The organism is Vibrio sp. V09_P4A23P171, from assembly GCF_963875615.1.
GTDB lineage: Bacteria > Pseudomonadota > Gammaproteobacteria > Enterobacterales > Vibrionaceae > Vibrio > Vibrio anguillarum.
This window is the reverse complement of the sequence record NZ_CAWNMR010000011.1, coordinates 61,827-77,852: the sequence shown is the minus strand read 5'-3', so window position 1 is coordinate 77,852 and position 16,026 is coordinate 61,827. Positions and strand designations below refer to the sequence as shown.

Sequence of the window (16,026 nt, the reverse complement as noted above, 5' to 3'; positions counted from 1 at the left end):
ACTGTGCGGAAAATAGTTCAGCGATAGGAAAATAGAGTATGCCAATAAGTACCCCGCAAGAGATCATTGAAGATATTCGCCTTGGGAAAATGGTCATCTTAATGGATGACGAAGATCGTGAGAACGAAGGTGACTTGATCATGGCCGCCGAGCACGTTACTCCTGAAGCGATTAATTTTATGGCTAAATTTGGTCGTGGCCTGATCTGCTTAACCATGACTAAAGCTCGTTGTCAGCGTTTAGGCTTGGCTCCTATGGTGCAGGATAATAATGCTCAATACACCACCAATTTTACCGTCTCGATTGAAGCGGCCGAAGGCGTAACCACCGGCATTTCAGCGGCCGATCGCGCCGTGACGGTACAAGCTGCGGTGGCGAAAGAGGCGAAAGCTTCAGACTTAGTGCAACCTGGGCACATTTTCCCACTGGCTGCGCAAGAGGGGGGCGTTTTAACTCGCGCTGGACACACGGAAGCCGGTTGTGATTTAGCGCGCCTTGCGGGATTAGAGCCCGCCTCTGTGATCGTCGAAATTTTAAATGATGATGGCACCATGGCGCGTCGCCCTGATCTTGAAGTGTTTGCCGAGCAACATGGTTTAAAACTCGGTACGATTGCTGATCTGATTGAATACCGTAACAATACTGAGACGACCATTGAGCGTGTTGCACAGTGCAAGTTGCCGACAGAATACGGTGAATTTGAACTGATCACTTACCGCGACGTGATTGATAATCAGATCCACTACGCATTGCAAAAAGGCACATTGGATGGTCAAGCGCCATTGGTGCGAGTTCATCTGCACGATACCTTTACCGATTTGCTGCGCAGTGATCGCAATGCTGAACGCAGTTGGACTTTAGATAAAGCGATGCAGCGTATCGGCCAAGATGGCGGCGTATTGGTCATTTTAGGTAATGAAGAGTCGAGCGACTTATTGATCCACCGCGTTAAAATGTTTGAGCAACAAGACAAAGGCCAAGCGCCTACTTTAGCGAAAAAACAAGGCACTTCACGCCGTGTGGGGATTGGTTCACAAATTCTGGCGGATTTAGGTGTTCGTGATATGCGTTTACTCTCTTCAGCCAATAAAAAGTATCACGCTTTAGGCGGTTTCGGCTTGAATGTGACTGAGTATGTTTGCCAATAATGTCATCTCGTTTTAGCGCTTAGAACCTAAGGTCACATTTAAAAATACACCGTAATAAAACCAATAAAGGAAGCCCAACGCTTCCTTTATTATTTCGCTGATTAGCCGCTTGGTTTGCCGTCTAAGCCGAATTTCCATTAGATATTGCTCACAAAATTGTGCTAGAATCCGGCGATTCTCACTTGTGTATATAGTTAAAGGAAGGCTTATGAAAGTGATCGAGGGTGGTTTCCCCGCACCAAATGCAAAAATTGCTATCGTTATTTCTCGTTTCAACAGTTTTATTAACGAAAGCCTGCTTTCTGGTGCAATCGATACTTTAAAGCGTCACGGACAAGTTAGCGATGACAATATTACTGTTGTTCGCTGCCCTGGTGCTGTCGAATTACCTCTTACTGCTCAACGCGTAGCAAAAACGGGTAAATACGACGCTATCGTGTCTCTTGGCACTGTGATTCGTGGTGGTACGCCACACTTTGATTATGTGTGCAGTGAATGCAATAAAGGTTTGGCGCAAGTGTCTCTGGAATACAGCCTTCCAGTAGCATTTGGTGTTCTAACTGTTGATACCATCGATCAAGCCATTGAACGCGCGGGAACCAAGGCTGGTAACAAAGGTGCAGAAGCTGCACTAAGCGCGCTTGAGATGATTAACGTTCTTTCAGAAATCGATTCCTAATGGGGGCCAGTGTGAAACCAGCCGCACGTCGTAATGCACGTCAATTTGCGCTACAAGCAATTTATTCTTGGCAAATTACAAAAGAAAATGTTGCCACTATCGAAGAGCAATTCCTCTCGGGTGGTAAGTATGATGAAGAAGAGCATCATGCTGCTGAGCCAGCGTTAGCGGCTCCAGAAACCGACGTTGCATATTTCCGTGATCTACTCACGGGTGTAGTGCTAAGCCACACAGAGCTAGATAGCAAATTGCGTCCTTTCGTGTCTCGTCCAATGCAAGACTTAGACATGATGGAATTGGCGTTACTTCGTTTAGCCATGTACGAAATGACTCGTCGCGATGATGTGCCATATAAAGTGGTCATCAATGAGGCGATTGAGTTAGCAAAAGTATTTGCTGCTGAAGATAGCCATAAGTTTGTGAATGGCGTGCTTGATAAAGCCGCCCCACATGTACGCAAAAAATAATAAGTCGTTTTAAAATAAAAGGTCAGCATTCGCTGACCTTTTTTATGACGGATCTTTCTCCGCGAAAGCCCTAAGCGATGAGAAATGATGTACATAATAAAAACTCAGGGCAGGGAATTTTTTATGTTCGGTGAATTCAATTTAATCGATACCTATTTCTCTAACCGTCAGTCACAACGTAAAGATGTCTCTCTTGCTCTAGGAGATGATTGTGCATTAGTCAAAGCACCAGAAAATGTTCGGATCGCCATTAGTACCGACACCTTAGTCGCAGGCACTCATTTTTTAACCGATGCGAATCCGGCTTGGGTGGCTCATAAAGCATTGTCATCTAACATCAGTGATTTGGCTGCGATGGGGGCAACGCCTGCTTGGGTATCGCTCGCACTCACTCTACCCAGTGTCGATGAAGCATGGCTAAAACCCTTTTGTGATGCTTTTTTCGAACTTGCGAATTACTACAATATTCAGCTAATTGGTGGAGATACAACCAAAGGACCACTGAGCATTACCTTGACAGTACAAGGTTTTGTGCCACAAGAATTGGCGCTGCTGCGCAGTGGAGCCAAAGTGGGAGATTGGGTTTACGTCACTGGCGAGCTTGGTGATAGCCAAGCAGGGCTCGATGTGATTCTTGACCCAAGCTTACGCCATAAACCTTTTGCCCAAGAGCTTGAAAAGCGTCACTATCTCTCAACGCCAAGAATTCTTGCTGGCCAAGCATTGCTTCATTTGGCTTCTTCTGCAATTGATATTTCCGATGGTTTGGTGTCTGATCTCAAGCATATTTTGCATCGTTCAAATGTTGGGGTGAGTTTAGATGTCGGTGCGTTGCCTATTTCGCAAGAGCTGTTGCAGTTTGTGGGCGAGAGACAAATAGCACAGCAATATGCACTAACCAGCGGTGAAGAGTATGAGTTGTGTTTCACTGTTCCAGAGCATAACCGAGGTTCCATCGAAAGTGCGCTTGCTCATTGCGGTTGTAAGGTGAGTTGCATTGGCCAAATTCGCCCGCAGGGTATTTTTGAGCTTCAGCATCAAGGAAAAAAACTCAATTGGCAGTTAAGCGGCTATGATCATTTTAAGGTGAACGGATGACAAACCCTATCGCATTAATCTCATTAAAGAACCCTTGGCATCTTTTGGCCACGGGTTTTGGCAGTGGCCTATCGCCTATCGTGCCCGGCACAATGGGAACGCTTGCCTCAGTGCCTTTTTATTTACTGTTAGTACAGCTCCCTCTCACTGTATATTGTGCTGTGGTTGTGCTGGCTTGCTTGGTGGGCGTGAAAATTTGCCAAGTGACTTCTGACGACATGAAAGTGCATGACCACGGTTCGATTGTGTGGGATGAATTTGCCGGTTTTTGGATAACAATGCTAGTCGTGCCACTGTTTGAATTGCCCAGTTTAGATTGGAAATGGCTGGTGGCTGGATTCGTGCTGTTTCGCTTTTTCGATATGCTCAAACCGTGGCCGATTAGTTGGTTAGATAAACGAGTGCATGGTGGTCTGGGGATTATGCTCGATGATATCGTGGCAGGTGTTGTATCCGCGATTGCGCTGTATTGGGTCGGCTTTTGGGCGGGTTGGTTATAACATGGTCAGCGTTCAATATTGATTGACGGCTTAGACTTAGCAACAAAAAGGTTCCTTTGGGAACCTTTTTTGTCAGTGAAGAGTTATCTGAAACAGGGTTATTCGATGCTCTGGGTATCTAAAGTTACTTTACCGTCTTGAGACTATTTTAGCTTCTCTAAGTCAGCTTCAATTTCAGCGATTTTGCTCGTGACCACTTTTTCCAAATGGCGCAAGTCAGTCAATATTTTTTGCTTCAGATCGAGATCACTCATAGGAACCGGCTTAGTGATTTTATTTAGTTCATCAATCACCAAGGTTAAATTACGGTTGATCTCCGTCACCTCTTTGTATTGATGGCTGCCGCTATCGACCAATACATTTTTTACTTGTCGAGGGTATTTAAATTTCACGCTTTTAGCGAACAGCTCGCCTTTCTGCTTATGAAAGTAAATCTTCAACACATCTTTATGGGCTTCTTGACGAAGTGAATAGCGCTCAATCTGTTTAGGATCTTGAATGCCTAAACCGGTGAGGTAGGGATACATAGGCAACCTCTATTGTATTTTGTGACACATCAATGAACCATTTCAATGTAGCAGTCCATGCTCGCCCGAGATAGTTCATCGTGATATCAATGGTTCAAGTTGTGGACCAGATCGCTTTCCTTTTCCGTTTAATTTGGCGCGAGTTCAGAAACATTTTTAATCAGCATTTCACGTAACGTGCACTCTTCTTCTTCACTCAATTTTCCGCCTTGTGAACCGGTGAGAATAAACAAGTCTTCTGCTCGTTCGCCAATGGTGGTGATTTTTGCGCCATGCAGGTTAATGTTTAAGTCAGCAAATGTGGCTCCGACCGTTGCTAGCAGTCCCGGAGTATCAAGTGCGACTAATTCCATTAAGGTTCGTTTATTGCTTTTGGTGGGTAAAAAATCGACTTTAGTTTTGACTTTAAAATGTTGCAAGTTACGTGGCGTGCGGCGCAATTTCAGTTTGTTCTGCCAACCCGTTTCTAGCCCACTGAGTAGGTGTTTGATCAACGATGGGTGACACTCTTCGTCAATTGCATGGCCGTTTTGATCCAGTACCATGAAGGTATCAAGGACGTAGCCATCTTTACTCGACATGATCTGCGCATCATGAACATTGAGATTTCGACGGTCCAGTTCAGCAACCACAGTCGCAAAGAGGGCGGGTTGATCTTTAGTGTAAACAAACAATTCAGTGCCGCCACGAGTGGCTTTTTTGCTCATTAGGATCAGCGGTTGGCTTGGGTCGCTATGTTTGAGTAGGTGCTCACAATGCCAAGCGATCTGCTTGTGAGTGTGACGCAAAAAGTAATCCGCTTTAAAGCGTTGCCAAAGCACTTCAATTTCGCGTGCGCTGTAGCCTTCTTTACGAAGCAATGCGGATGCCATTTGTTGGTTGTGGCGAATGCGATCGCGCACATCTACCGGGTTTTCAAGCCCACGCCTAAGTGCCCGCTGTGTTGAGTGATATAGCTCTGCCAGCAAGGTGCGTTTCCAACTGTTCCAAAGCTCAGGGTTAGTAGCGCAGATGTCGGCGACAGTCAGGCAAACAAGATGTTCGAGATACTCTTCATCGCGCACTTTTTTGGCAAATTCGGTAATGACATCTGGGTCGTAAATGTCGCGTCTTTGCGCCGTTACCGACATCAAGAGGTGGTTTTGTACCAGCCAAGAGACTAATTTTGCTTCAGGCTTTGATAAACCGTGTTCAATACAAAAATCATAGGCTTCTACCGCACCGATTTCAGAGTGATCGCCGCCACGCCCTTTGGCAATGTCGTGAAAAATAGCGGCCAGAATCAGCATCTCCTTTTTCTGGAGGCGTGGGTAAACTTCGCAACAGATGGGGTGTTTATCGTGATTTTGTGCGTAGCTAAAGGTATTGATGTGTTTGAGAAGACGAATGCTGTGTTCATCAACCGTATAAACATGGAATAGGTCGAACTGCATTTGTCCAACAATTTGGCTCCATTGGGGAAGATAAGCGGCGAGCACGCCTAATTTATGCATCAGGCTGAACGCACGATGTAGTGCGTTAGGGTGACGTACCAATGCCATGAATTTTTCACGCGCTTCGGGAATGGTGTGCAGGAATTTATTGAGCCGCCTTCTGGCTGTACGCAACTGGCGCATGGTTGTGGGTGCGACGCTTTCGATGCTGGAATCATTGGCGATATGAATAAACATATCTAAGATCGTTTCAGGGCGAGCTTGGAAAAGCGCGGGTTTACGAGCTTCTATTAAGTTGCCACGACGTTGAAAATCATCATCTAAAATTTCTGCCACGGCTTCTTCGCCGTTATTGAGTATGGCTTGATCAAACAGACGCAGGAGCATTTTGTTGAGTTCCGCAACACGACGTAGCGTACGGTAGAACTCTTTCATCATCATCTCGACTGCGCGATTCCCTTCACCAGTAAAGCCCAGATGTTCTGCCACTTGAGCTTGATGAGCAAAAATAAGCCGATTGTCATAGCGTTTTAATTCAATGTGCAGCGCAAAGCGCACGCGCCATAAAAAGTCTTGGCACTCTACTAGCTCACGATATTCAGCATCAGTTAAAAAACCAAAACGGCTCATTTCAAGCAGTGATGTTGCACCAAAGTGGCGTCTAGCCACCCAGCTTAAAGTATGAATGTCCCTTAAGCCTCCAGGAGTCGATTTGATATCGGGTTCAAGGTTATAAGTGGTGTCATGGTAACGAGCGTGTCGGTCGCGTTGCTCTTGAATTTTGGCGCGGTAAAAGGTTTCGCTTGGCCAAAACGATTCGGAATGAATCAACATCTTGAGTTTATAAAATGTCTCTTCGCTACCACATAATAGCCGAGCTTCTTGTAAGTTTGTTGCGACGGTTAAATCTTCACGGCCAATTTCAGCACACTGCTGCACGGTACGCACGGCATGGCCCACTTCTAAACGCAAATCCCACAACAGGGTAATGAATTCGCTAATTTTACTGCCGAGTTCAGCGGGTAAAGTATGATTGGAGACGACCAGAATATCGATGTCCGAAAGAGGATGAAGTTCACCGCGGCCATAGCCTCCGACGGCCACTAAACTGATGTCTGGAACCTGCGAAAATGAATAATGTTCCCATAACCTGTAGAGCAGTTGGTCCATATATTCAGAGCGGCCTAATACCAGGTCGTTGACCGGATGGTGGTGCAAAAATTGATGTTTCTGATACTGAGTGAACTGTTCAAGTTGTTGTTTAAGCTCGCCGATAGTGAGTTGTGTGTCAGTAAAGGTGAGGGGAGACTGAAAAGGCATAACGGCAATCCATGCTAGTGATATGTCACAACGTAGACTGACTGTATCAAATCACTGCAGATAAAAAAATATCCCTGCAAGAGGGATATTAATTGATAAGGTTTTGGTTCGATGTAATTAGGCGTTATGCATCAGACGTGGAATGGTTTCTTCTTCACGCAGCGTCAGCACTTCACAGCCAGTGGCGGTAACCAAAATGGTGTGTTCCCACTGCGCTGAGTTTTTGCCATCGGCGGTGTAAACCGTCCAATTGTCTTCATCATCAAGGCGGCACCCAAATTTACCTGCATTAATCATTGGCTCGATAGTGAAAATCATCCCTTCACGCAGTACGGTTCTGTCGCCGTTTTTATAGTGAACCACTTGCGGTTCTTCATGAAATTGAGCGCCAATACCGTGGCCGCAATAATCTTTCACAATCGAAAATTTAAGGCGTGGGTTATTTTTATTATTGGTTTTAATGTGTTTTTCGATCGCAGTACCAATCTCACCCAATTGAACTCCGGGTTTGACCTTCTTCATGCCGATATAAAGACACTCTTGCGCAACAAGACATAGGCGCTTATCTGCTGGCGACACTTCACCGACAAAGAACATCTTTGATGTATCGCCGTGGTAGCCATCTTTAATGACTGTGATATCAATGTTCAGAATATCACCCTCTTTCAGTACCGCTGGACGCTGTAATTGCCCATACTGCGTATCTTGAGTTGCCGGTATACCGTGACAAACAATGTGATTAATAGAGGTACAGATCGATTTAGGAAAACCGTGGTAATTCAATGGTGCTGGAATAGCTTGCTGTACTTCAGTGATGTACTTGTGGCAGATCTGGTCAAGTTCTTCAGTGGTGATGCCCACTTTTACATGCGGTTCAATCATCTCAAGGACATCGGCAGCCAGTTTACCCGCGACGCGCATTTTGGCTATTTCTTCAGCAGTTTTGATTTTTACAGACATCGGCTTTCTCTATGCATTAATTCTTAAGCACTTAACTGTGCGAATGGGCGTTATTCTAGCAGTGCATGGATGAATCGCAAGGGATCCCTGTCGGTAAGTAAGAATTGTTTGCATAACTACAGCTTACCTAGGCCATGATGTGTCGTATTTTTTTCTAGCCAGAGAAGGGCTAAATATGGTATAAAGCGCGCCGGAATCGAAGTGCGTTTTCTTCTGAAATGACGAAGCCCACCTTCCTTTCTAAACACATTATCTTTAAATCACACACATTCCGACACGTGTTCCGGGGTGCTCCAACAATAAAACTATCGGCAACAACCGAATAGATGTTAGGGGTCGGATACATGGGGAATGTGGAGGCCTAACCCCATAGAGGATTTTTAAATGGCAACTGTATCAATGCGCGACATGCTAAAAGCTGGTGTTCACTTCGGTCACCAGACTCGTTACTGGAACCCAAAAATGAAGCCATTCATTTTTGGTGCTCGTAGCCGTGTTCACATCATCAACTTAGAAAAAACTGTTCCTATGTTCAACGAAGCTCTAGCTGAGCTACAAAAAGTTGGCGAGAAAAAAGGTAAAGTTCTTTTCGTTGGTACTAAACGCGCAGCATCTGAAGCTGTTAAAGAAGCGGCTATCGCAAGCAACCAATTCTACGTTAACAACCGCTGGTTGGGCGGCATGCTAACTAACTGGAAAACTGTTCGTCAGTCAATCAAGCGTCTAAAAGAGCTTGAAATTCAAGCAACAGATGGCACTTTTGATAAGCTAACTAAGAAAGAAGCTCTAATGCGTACTCGTGAAATGGAGAAGCTAGAGAAATCTCTTGGTGGTATCAAAGATATGGGCGGTCTACCTGACGCACTATTCGTTATCGATGCAGATCACGAGCACATTGCAGTTAAAGAAGCAAACAACCTAGGTATCCCAGTTTACGCTGTTGTTGATACTAACTCTAACCCAGATGGCGTTGACTACATTATCCCTGGTAACGACGACGCAATCCGTGCAATCCAGCTTTACCTAAATGCTGTTGCAGAAACGGTTAACGAAGGTCGTAACAAAGATGCAGCTGCACTTGCTGCTGCAAAAGACGGTTTCGTAGAAGCAGAATAATAGCGGCTCTGAGTCACACTTGATTATATGTGTCACACGATTGATGCATTGAACAAGTTATAGTTAGCATCAGGGGCCAAACAATCGGCCCCTGATTTTTACCACCAGAATCAACTGAGGAATAGAGAATGGCAACTGTAACTGCTGCTCTAGTAAAAGAACTGCGCGAGCGTACTGGCGCAGGTATGATGGAATGTAAAAAAGCGCTTGTAGAAGCAAACGCTGACATCGAACTAGCAATTGAAAACATGCGCAAAAGCGGCGCAGCTAAAGCAGCGAAAAAAGCAGGTAACATCGCAGCTGAAGGTACTATCCTAATTAAAGAAGCTGATGGTTTTGCAGCACTTCTAGAAGTGAACTGCCAAACTGATTTCGTAGCAAAAGATTCAAGCTTCCTAGCGTTTGCTAACGAAGTTCTAGCGGTTGCACTTGCTGAGCGTCTAGATATCGCAGCACTTCAAGCTAAATTTGAAGAAGCACGTATTGCTCTTGTTGCTAAAATTGGTGAAAACATCACTATCCGTCGCGTTCATTACATCGAAGGCGCTAAAGTAGGTTCATACCGCCATGGCGACCGTATCGGTGTTGTGGTTGCTGGTGAAGCGGATGAAGAGACCATCAAACACGTAGCAATGCACGTTGCTGCTGCAAAACCTGAGTACGTGAACCCTGAAGATGTACCAGCAGAAGTTGTGGCTAAAGAGCGTGAAATCCAAATCGAAATCGCAATGCAATCTGGCAAGCCAGCAGCAATTGCTGAGAAAATGGTTGAAGGCCGCATGACTAAGTTCACAGGTGAAGTATCACTTACTGGTCAAGCGTTCATCATGGATCCTTCTCAAACTGTTGGTGCAATGCTGAAAGCTAAAGGCGCAACCGTTACTAACTTCGTACGTCTAGAAGTTGGTGAAGGTATTGAGAAAGCTCAAGAACTTAGCTTCGCTGAAGAAGTTGCAATGGTTCAAAAAGGTTAATCCTAGCGATTTTGCCTAAAAAGAGACCGTAGCCAAGGCTGCGGTCTTTTTACGAATGGCATATTGAGACTAATTGTGATGATTTAGAATTCAGTATTCAGTTTTAAATCATGACTGTTAATTAACAACTCTCTATTTGGAAGGTAAGCTCCATGACTACGAACCCTAAACCAGCCTATCAACGTATCCTGTTAAAACTTAGCGGTGAAGCGCTACAAGGCGAAGAAGGTTTTGGTATTGATCCTGCGGTGTTAGATCGCATGGCACAGGAAGTAAAAGAACTGGTTGAACTGGGTGTTCAAGTGGGTGTTGTCATCGGCGGCGGTAACTTATTCCGTGGCGCAGGTCTTGCTGAAGCGGGCATGAACCGTGTTGTGGGCGACCACATGGGAATGCTGGCAACCGTAATGAATGGTTTGGCAATGCGTGATGCTTTGCACCGTGCTTATGTGAATGCGCGCGTGATGTCTGCCATTCCTCTTAAAGGTGTGTGTGACGATTACAATTGGGCCGATGCTATCAGCCAACTACGTCAAGGCCGTGTTGTGATCTTCTCAGCGGGTACTGGTAACCCATTCTTCACAACCGATTCTGCTGCCTGTTTGCGCGGTATTGAAATTGAAGCGGATGTGGTTCTAAAAGCGACAAAAGTAGATGGCGTATTTAGTGCAGACCCAGTGGCAAACCCAGACGCAGAACTGTATGATAAGCTGTCTTATACAACCGTGCTTGAAAAAGAGCTAAAAGTGATGGACTTGGCCGCGTTTACGCTAGCGCGTGACCATAAAATGCCAATCCGCGTATTTAATATGAACAAACCGGGCGCACTACGTCGCGTGGTAATGGGTGAAGCGGAAGGTACACTAATTAGCACCGCTGACTAATCACTCCAAAACAAAAAAACAAGTAGGTGATATTTGTGATTAACGAAATCAAGAAAGACGCTCAAGAGCGTATGGATAAGAGCGTAGATGCCCTGAAAAACAACCTTTCTAAGGTACGTACTGGTCGCGCTCACCCAAGTTTACTCTCCGGCATTTCTGTCGATTACTATGGTGCTTCGACACCGCTGAATCAAATCGCTAACGTTGTAGCTGAAGATGCACGTACTCTCGCGATCACTGTTTTTGATAAAGAGTTGACGCCAAAAGTTGAAAAAGCGATTTTGATGTCTGATTTGGGTCTAAACCCAATGTCTGCAGGTACGGTTATTCGTGTACCACTGCCACCACTGACCGAAGAACGTCGTCGTAATTTGGTGAAAATTGTTCGTGGTGAAGCCGAAGGTGGTCGCGTTGCGGTTCGCAACATTCGTCGTGATGCCAATGGCGACTTAAAAGCTCTACTGAAAGATAAAGAAATCTCTGAAGACGAAGATCATAAAGCGCAAGAAGAGATTCAAAAACTTACCGATGTAGCGATTAAGAGAATTGATGAAGTTCTTGCTGCAAAAGAAAAAGAGTTAATGGAAGTTTAATTCGCTCTTTTTAGCCTTTCTAAAACGCTGTGCTCACAGTGCAGCGTTTTTTTATGCTATTTTGCCCTATCAGTTTGGTAATCAATTAATTTCTTATGCAAAACTCATCCCTCTCATCTGATGTATTACCCCAACACATCGCAATCATTATGGACGGAAATGGCCGTTGGGCTAAAGCACAAGGTAAACCTCGTGTATTTGGTCATAAGAATGGTGTAGCAGCGGTCCGAAGAACGATTTCTACTGCAGCGAAATTGGGTATTAAAGCCGTTACTTTGTTTGCCTTTAGCAGTGAAAATTGGCGGCGTCCGGAAGCTGAAGTAGGCGTGTTGATGGAGTTATTTATTACTGTGCTATCCACAGAAGTAAAAAAGCTGCATAAGAACAATCTGCGTCTTAGAGTCATTGGTGATAAAACACGTTTTAGCTCACGCTTACAAACAAAAATAGCTCAGGCAGAAGAGTTAACCTCATCAAACAGTGGCATGGTCGTTAATATCGCCGCAAACTATGGCGGAAAATGGGATATCACAGAAGCAATGCGCTCTATCGCGGTCAAAGTGGCGAGCGGTGAGCTTTCTCCTGATCAGATTGACGAGACGCTGATTACACAGTCGCTAACGATGTCTGATATTCCTGAAGTGGATTTGCTCATTCGTACCAGCGGTGAATGTCGTATTAGTAATTTTATGTTGTGGCAATTGGCCTATGCAGAGATGTACTTTACGCCGATTTACTGGCCTGAGTTTGGTGAAGAAAGTTTAATTGAAGCAGTGACTTGGTTTGTTAACCGTGAACGCCGTTTTGGCTGCACAGGGGAACAGGTTAAGGCATTGATGGAACAGAAATAAAGGATCCATTAGTTTGAAGCAACGAATTATCACGGCGCTCATATTAGCTCCACTGGTGATGCTGGGCATTTTTGAACTGCCACTCCCTCTATTTATGGCCGTTTTGGCCCTTGTGGCGCTCGTCGGTGTATGGGAATGGACGCAGTTTATCGATTCGACATCTAGGTATCTGGCGCTGTTACCTGCCATTATCATTGGTGGAGCAAGTTACCTACTGATTTCCCCTGATGCCGTTAGCCTAGCCAGCATGAACTCGAATCACTATGTGATATTAAGTATTGGGGTGGCTTGGTGGCTTTTTTCTAGCTTTTTAGCCATTACCTATCCTAAATCCCGCCCATGGTGGGAAAAATCCAATTTACTTAGGCACCTCTTTGGTGTGCTTACGCTACTTCCTTTTTTCTGGAGCGTACTTTTTTTACGCGCAGAAGCCTTTTTGAGTGAGCCATACCACGGTGCTAAGTTGGTGCTATTTGTCTGCTTAATTGTTTGGGCTGCAGACAGTGGCGCTTATTTTGCGGGCAAAAGTTTTGGTAAGCACAAAATGGCACCAGCAGTCAGTCCAAATAAAACCATTGAAGGGTTGATTGGTGGCATTATTACGGCATTGATTGTGGCGTGGTTTACTGCTGATTGGTTTGATATTCGGTTTACAAACACGCTGTCGATGGTCGGTATTACATTAGCGACTGTGATTATCTCTGTGCTCGGTGATCTGGTCGAAAGTATGTTTAAGCGCGTTTCAGGAATTAAAGACAGCAGTAATATTATTCCTGGGCATGGCGGCGTTTTGGATCGTATCGATAGCCTGACGGCTGCATTTCCTGTTTTTGCTCTACTGTATTTCATTTTCTAATGCTTGGGTTAAGCTGTCTTACCTCAATCTTAATTCACGGTTGTTGCTATGCGTAAGTTAACGATTCTCGGGGCCACAGGTTCAATTGGGGCAAGCACATTAAAAGTCGTGGCTCAAAATCCCGAACACTTTTCCGTTGTGGCTTTAGCCGCGGGAAATAATGTCAATAAAATGCGTGAGCTATGCCAGCGTTGGCAGCCAGTTTATGCGGTAATGGCAAACCCAAAGGCGGCGGATGAGCTTTTAGCTCAATTGCAGTCACTGAACTTAAAAACAACCGTATTATTTGGTGAAGACGCCATGTGCCACGTCGCCGCATTAGATGAGGTGGATACGGTGATGGCGGCGATTGTTGGTGCAGCAGGTTTGTTACCAACCATGGCCGCGGTAAAGGCGGGCAAGCGTGTTTTGTTGGCAAACAAAGAAGCCTTGGTGATGTCTGGCCAATTGTTTATTGATGCGGTCGAAAAACACGGTGCGGAATTGCTCCCTGTCGATAGCGAACATAACGCGATTTTTCAATGCTTACCCCCTGAAATTCAAGGCTCTTTGGGTCGCTGTGATTTACAAGAACATGGTGTGCAACATATTCTGCTCACGGGTTCTGGCGGCCCTTTTCGCTACAGTGATTTATCCACGTTAGCAGATGTTTCACCACAGCAAGCTATTGCTCATCCTAACTGGTCGATGGGGCCGAAAATTTCGGTTGATTCCGCCACTATGATGAACAAAGGTTTGGAATATATTGAAGCTAAGTGGCTGTTTAATGCATCGAAACAGCAATTGAAAGTGTTAATCCACCCACAATCGGTGATCCACTCTATGGTGCAGTACCGCGATGGTTCGGTGCTTGCGCAAATGGGGGAACCCGATATGTCCACGCCAATTGCTTTAACTCTCTCTTATCCAGAACGCATTACTGCGGGTGTTCCGGCACTGGATTTTACCAAATTAAGTAATTTGAGTTTTATGGATGTGGACTACGAGCGTTATCCTTGTTTGGGATTGGCGATTGATGCTTGCTATCAAGGGCAACATGCCACCACCTCTTTAAATGCAGCCAACGAAATAGCCGTTGAAGCTTTTTTAAATAAGCAAATTCGTTTTACCGATATCGCACAAGTTAATGAACGTGTATTGTCAAAAGTGTGTGCAGCACATACTCGGTTACATTGCTATGACTTGGAAAGCTTGTTAGAGCTCGATAGAATGGCGCGCACTATTGCCCAGCAAATCATACAAGAGCATTTATTATGAGTGGTATTTTGTGGAATTTCGTCTCTTTCATCATTGCGTTAGGTATATTGGTTGCTGTGCATGAATTTGGTCATTTTTGGGTAGCACGTCGCTGCGGAATTAAAGTCGAAAAATTTTCCATTGGCTTTGGTAAATCACTTTGGAGCCGAGTAGCCAAAGATGGCACCGAGTACAACCTCTCAATTATTCCTCTCGGCGGCTACGTTAAAATGCTCGATAGCCGTGTTGATGATGTTCCAGCTGAATTAAAACCCTTAGCTTTTGACCAAAAACCATTGTGGAAACGTGTCGCTGTCGTGAGTGCTGGGCCTGCTTTTAACTTTTTCTTCGCCATTTTTGCCTATTGGCTCGTGTTCTTAATTGGCGTCCCAGCGGTAAAACCTGTGATTGGCGAAATTGCCCCGCAATCGATCGCCGCTCAAGCGGGTTTAGAGTCAGGAATGCAGATCAAAGCAGTCTCAGGAGTGAATACCTTAGATTGGGAATCGGTCAATATGGGGCTGATTAGCCATATTGGTGATGAACAATTAACGCTCACCGTCGGAACCAATAATGAAATTGGTGTGGATGAAATCAAAACATTAGATATCCGTTCTTGGAACTTTAACCCAGAAACAGAGTCTGCTATGGGAGCTTTGGGTTTTAAACCATTTGTCCCTGAAATATCGCTGACGCTAACCAATGTTTCTCAAGGCAGCGCCGGAGAGAAGGCTGGGTTAGAAGTTGGCGACACCTTGATCGAAGCCAACGGTGCGAAGATAAACTATTGGCAGCAAGTTGTGGAGTTGATACAAAGCCATCCCAATCAGCCAGTTTCATTGGTTGTTGTGCGTGATGAACAACGCTTGACTATCGAGCTTACGCCTGACGTTCGTGAGTTACCGCAAGGCAAAACGATAGGTTTTGCCGGAATCGCTCCTAAAGTCGCAGAATGGCCGGAAAGTTATCGATTTGAGCTGCAATATGGTGTATTTGAATCAGTCGGAAAAGCGGTTGAAAAAACACAGCAAGTGATCAACTTAACCGTCAGCATGTTGAAAAAACTGGTGGTCGGTGATGTGGGGTTGAATAATCTGAGTGGGCCGATTTCGATTGCCAAAGGAGCTGGAACCACCGCTGACTATGGTTTGGTCTATTTCTTGGGTTTTCTGGCTCTGATTAGTGTCAACTTAGGCATTATCAATCTAGTACCACTGCCAATGTTAGATGGCGGACACTTACTGTTTTTTGCAATTGAAGCCGTTATTCGTCGTCCTGTCCCAGAGAAGATTCAAGAAATGGGATACCGAATTGGTGGGGCGATCATCTTTTCTTTGATGGCTGTGGCAATATTTAATGATTTTAGTCGCCTGTGATTTGTAAC

16 protein-coding genes are annotated in these 16,026 nt (G+C 45.1%); 13 read left to right on the top strand and 3 right to left on the bottom strand.

The window, feature by feature from the left end:
- The first annotated feature begins 38 nt into the window (after positions 1–38).
- The 5 genes from ribBA to pgpA all read left to right on the top strand — a co-directional run bounded on the left by ribBA (position 39) and on the right by pgpA (position 3,892).
- Complete coding sequence (ribBA, locus tag AACT23_RS04650; protein WP_094129757.1) at positions 39–1,148, top strand: bifunctional 3,4-dihydroxy-2-butanone-4-phosphate synthase/GTP cyclohydrolase II; 1,110 nt, start codon at positions 39–41, stop codon at positions 1,146–1,148.
- Between the two features lie 208 nt (positions 1,149–1,356).
- Entirely contained in the window at positions 1,357–1,827 is a 471-nt protein-coding gene (gene ribH / locus AACT23_RS04645; RefSeq protein WP_026027639.1) for a 6,7-dimethyl-8-ribityllumazine synthase, read from the top strand.
- Positions 1,827–2,294, top strand: a complete 468-nt coding sequence (nusB, locus tag AACT23_RS04640; RefSeq protein WP_013856197.1) for a transcription antitermination factor NusB — start codon at positions 1,827–1,829, stop codon at positions 2,292–2,294. The genes ribH and nusB overlap by 1 nt, the downstream gene beginning before the upstream one ends.
- 123 nt (positions 2,295–2,417) lie before the next feature.
- A complete protein-coding gene (gene thiL, locus AACT23_RS04635) occupies positions 2,418–3,392 on the top strand; it encodes a thiamine-phosphate kinase (RefSeq protein WP_026027917.1) in 975 nt (324 codons plus the stop codon).
- Positions 3,389–3,892 carry a phosphatidylglycerophosphatase A gene (gene pgpA, locus AACT23_RS04630; protein WP_013856199.1) on the top strand — a complete coding sequence of 168 codons (504 nt, stop codon included), beginning with the start codon at positions 3,389–3,391 and terminating at the stop codon, positions 3,890–3,892. The genes thiL and pgpA overlap by 4 nt, the downstream gene beginning before the upstream one ends.
- Before the next feature lie 143 nt (positions 3,893–4,035).
- Here pgpA and AACT23_RS04625 read toward each other — a convergent pair whose 3' ends face one another.
- The 3 genes from AACT23_RS04625 to map form a co-directional block, all read right to left on the bottom strand.
- On the bottom strand, positions 4,036–4,419 hold the full coding sequence (locus tag AACT23_RS04625) for a DUF3461 family protein (RefSeq protein WP_026027637.1): 384 nt from the start codon (positions 4,417–4,419) through the stop codon (positions 4,036–4,038).
- A 128-nt stretch (positions 4,420–4,547) separates the two neighbouring features.
- The gene (glnD, locus tag AACT23_RS04620) at positions 4,548–7,172 is read right to left on the bottom strand and encodes a bifunctional uridylyltransferase/uridylyl-removing protein GlnD (RefSeq protein ID WP_017046598.1); all 2,625 of its coding nucleotides are present in this window, start codon (positions 7,170–7,172) and stop codon (positions 4,548–4,550) included.
- Positions 7,173–7,289: 117 nt separating this feature from the next.
- A complete protein-coding gene (gene map / locus AACT23_RS04615; RefSeq protein WP_017044011.1) occupies positions 7,290–8,132 on the bottom strand; it encodes a type I methionyl aminopeptidase in 843 nt (280 codons plus the stop codon).
- Between the two features lie 384 nt (positions 8,133–8,516).
- Here map and rpsB point away from each other — a divergent pair, with 384 nt between their 5' ends.
- From rpsB to rseP, 8 genes are all read left to right on the top strand, one after another.
- A complete protein-coding gene (gene rpsB / locus AACT23_RS04610) occupies positions 8,517–9,248 on the top strand; it encodes a 30S ribosomal protein S2 (RefSeq protein ID WP_013856204.1) in 732 nt (243 codons plus the stop codon).
- 128 nt (positions 9,249–9,376) lie between these two features.
- Entirely contained in the window at positions 9,377–10,222 is an 846-nt protein-coding gene (tsf, locus tag AACT23_RS04605; RefSeq protein ID WP_013856205.1) for a translation elongation factor Ts, read from the top strand.
- 152 nt (positions 10,223–10,374) lie between these two features.
- Positions 10,375–11,106, top strand: coding sequence for a UMP kinase (gene pyrH / locus AACT23_RS04600; RefSeq protein WP_010320123.1), 732 nt, complete (start codon positions 10,375–10,377; stop codon positions 11,104–11,106).
- Between the two features lie 35 nt (positions 11,107–11,141).
- Complete coding sequence (gene frr, locus AACT23_RS04595; protein ID WP_010320122.1) at positions 11,142–11,699, top strand: ribosome recycling factor; 558 nt, start codon at positions 11,142–11,144, stop codon at positions 11,697–11,699.
- A gap of 95 nt (positions 11,700–11,794) precedes the next feature.
- The gene (locus AACT23_RS04590) at positions 11,795–12,550 is read left to right on the top strand and encodes an isoprenyl transferase (RefSeq protein ID WP_013856207.1); all 756 of its coding nucleotides are present in this window, start codon (positions 11,795–11,797) and stop codon (positions 12,548–12,550) included.
- 13 nt (positions 12,551–12,563) lie between these two features.
- Positions 12,564–13,406, top strand: coding sequence for a phosphatidate cytidylyltransferase (locus AACT23_RS04585; RefSeq protein ID WP_013856208.1), 843 nt, complete (start codon positions 12,564–12,566; stop codon positions 13,404–13,406).
- 48 nt (positions 13,407–13,454) lie between these two features.
- Complete coding sequence (ispC, locus tag AACT23_RS04580) at positions 13,455–14,663, top strand: 1-deoxy-D-xylulose-5-phosphate reductoisomerase (protein WP_094129754.1); 1,209 nt, start codon at positions 13,455–13,457, stop codon at positions 14,661–14,663.
- The gene (rseP, locus tag AACT23_RS04575; protein WP_094129751.1) at positions 14,660–16,018 is read left to right on the top strand and encodes a sigma E protease regulator RseP; all 1,359 of its coding nucleotides are present in this window, start codon (positions 14,660–14,662) and stop codon (positions 16,016–16,018) included. Before ispC ends, rseP begins: the two co-directional genes overlap by 4 nt.
- Positions 16,019–16,026: the final 8 nt, after the last annotated feature.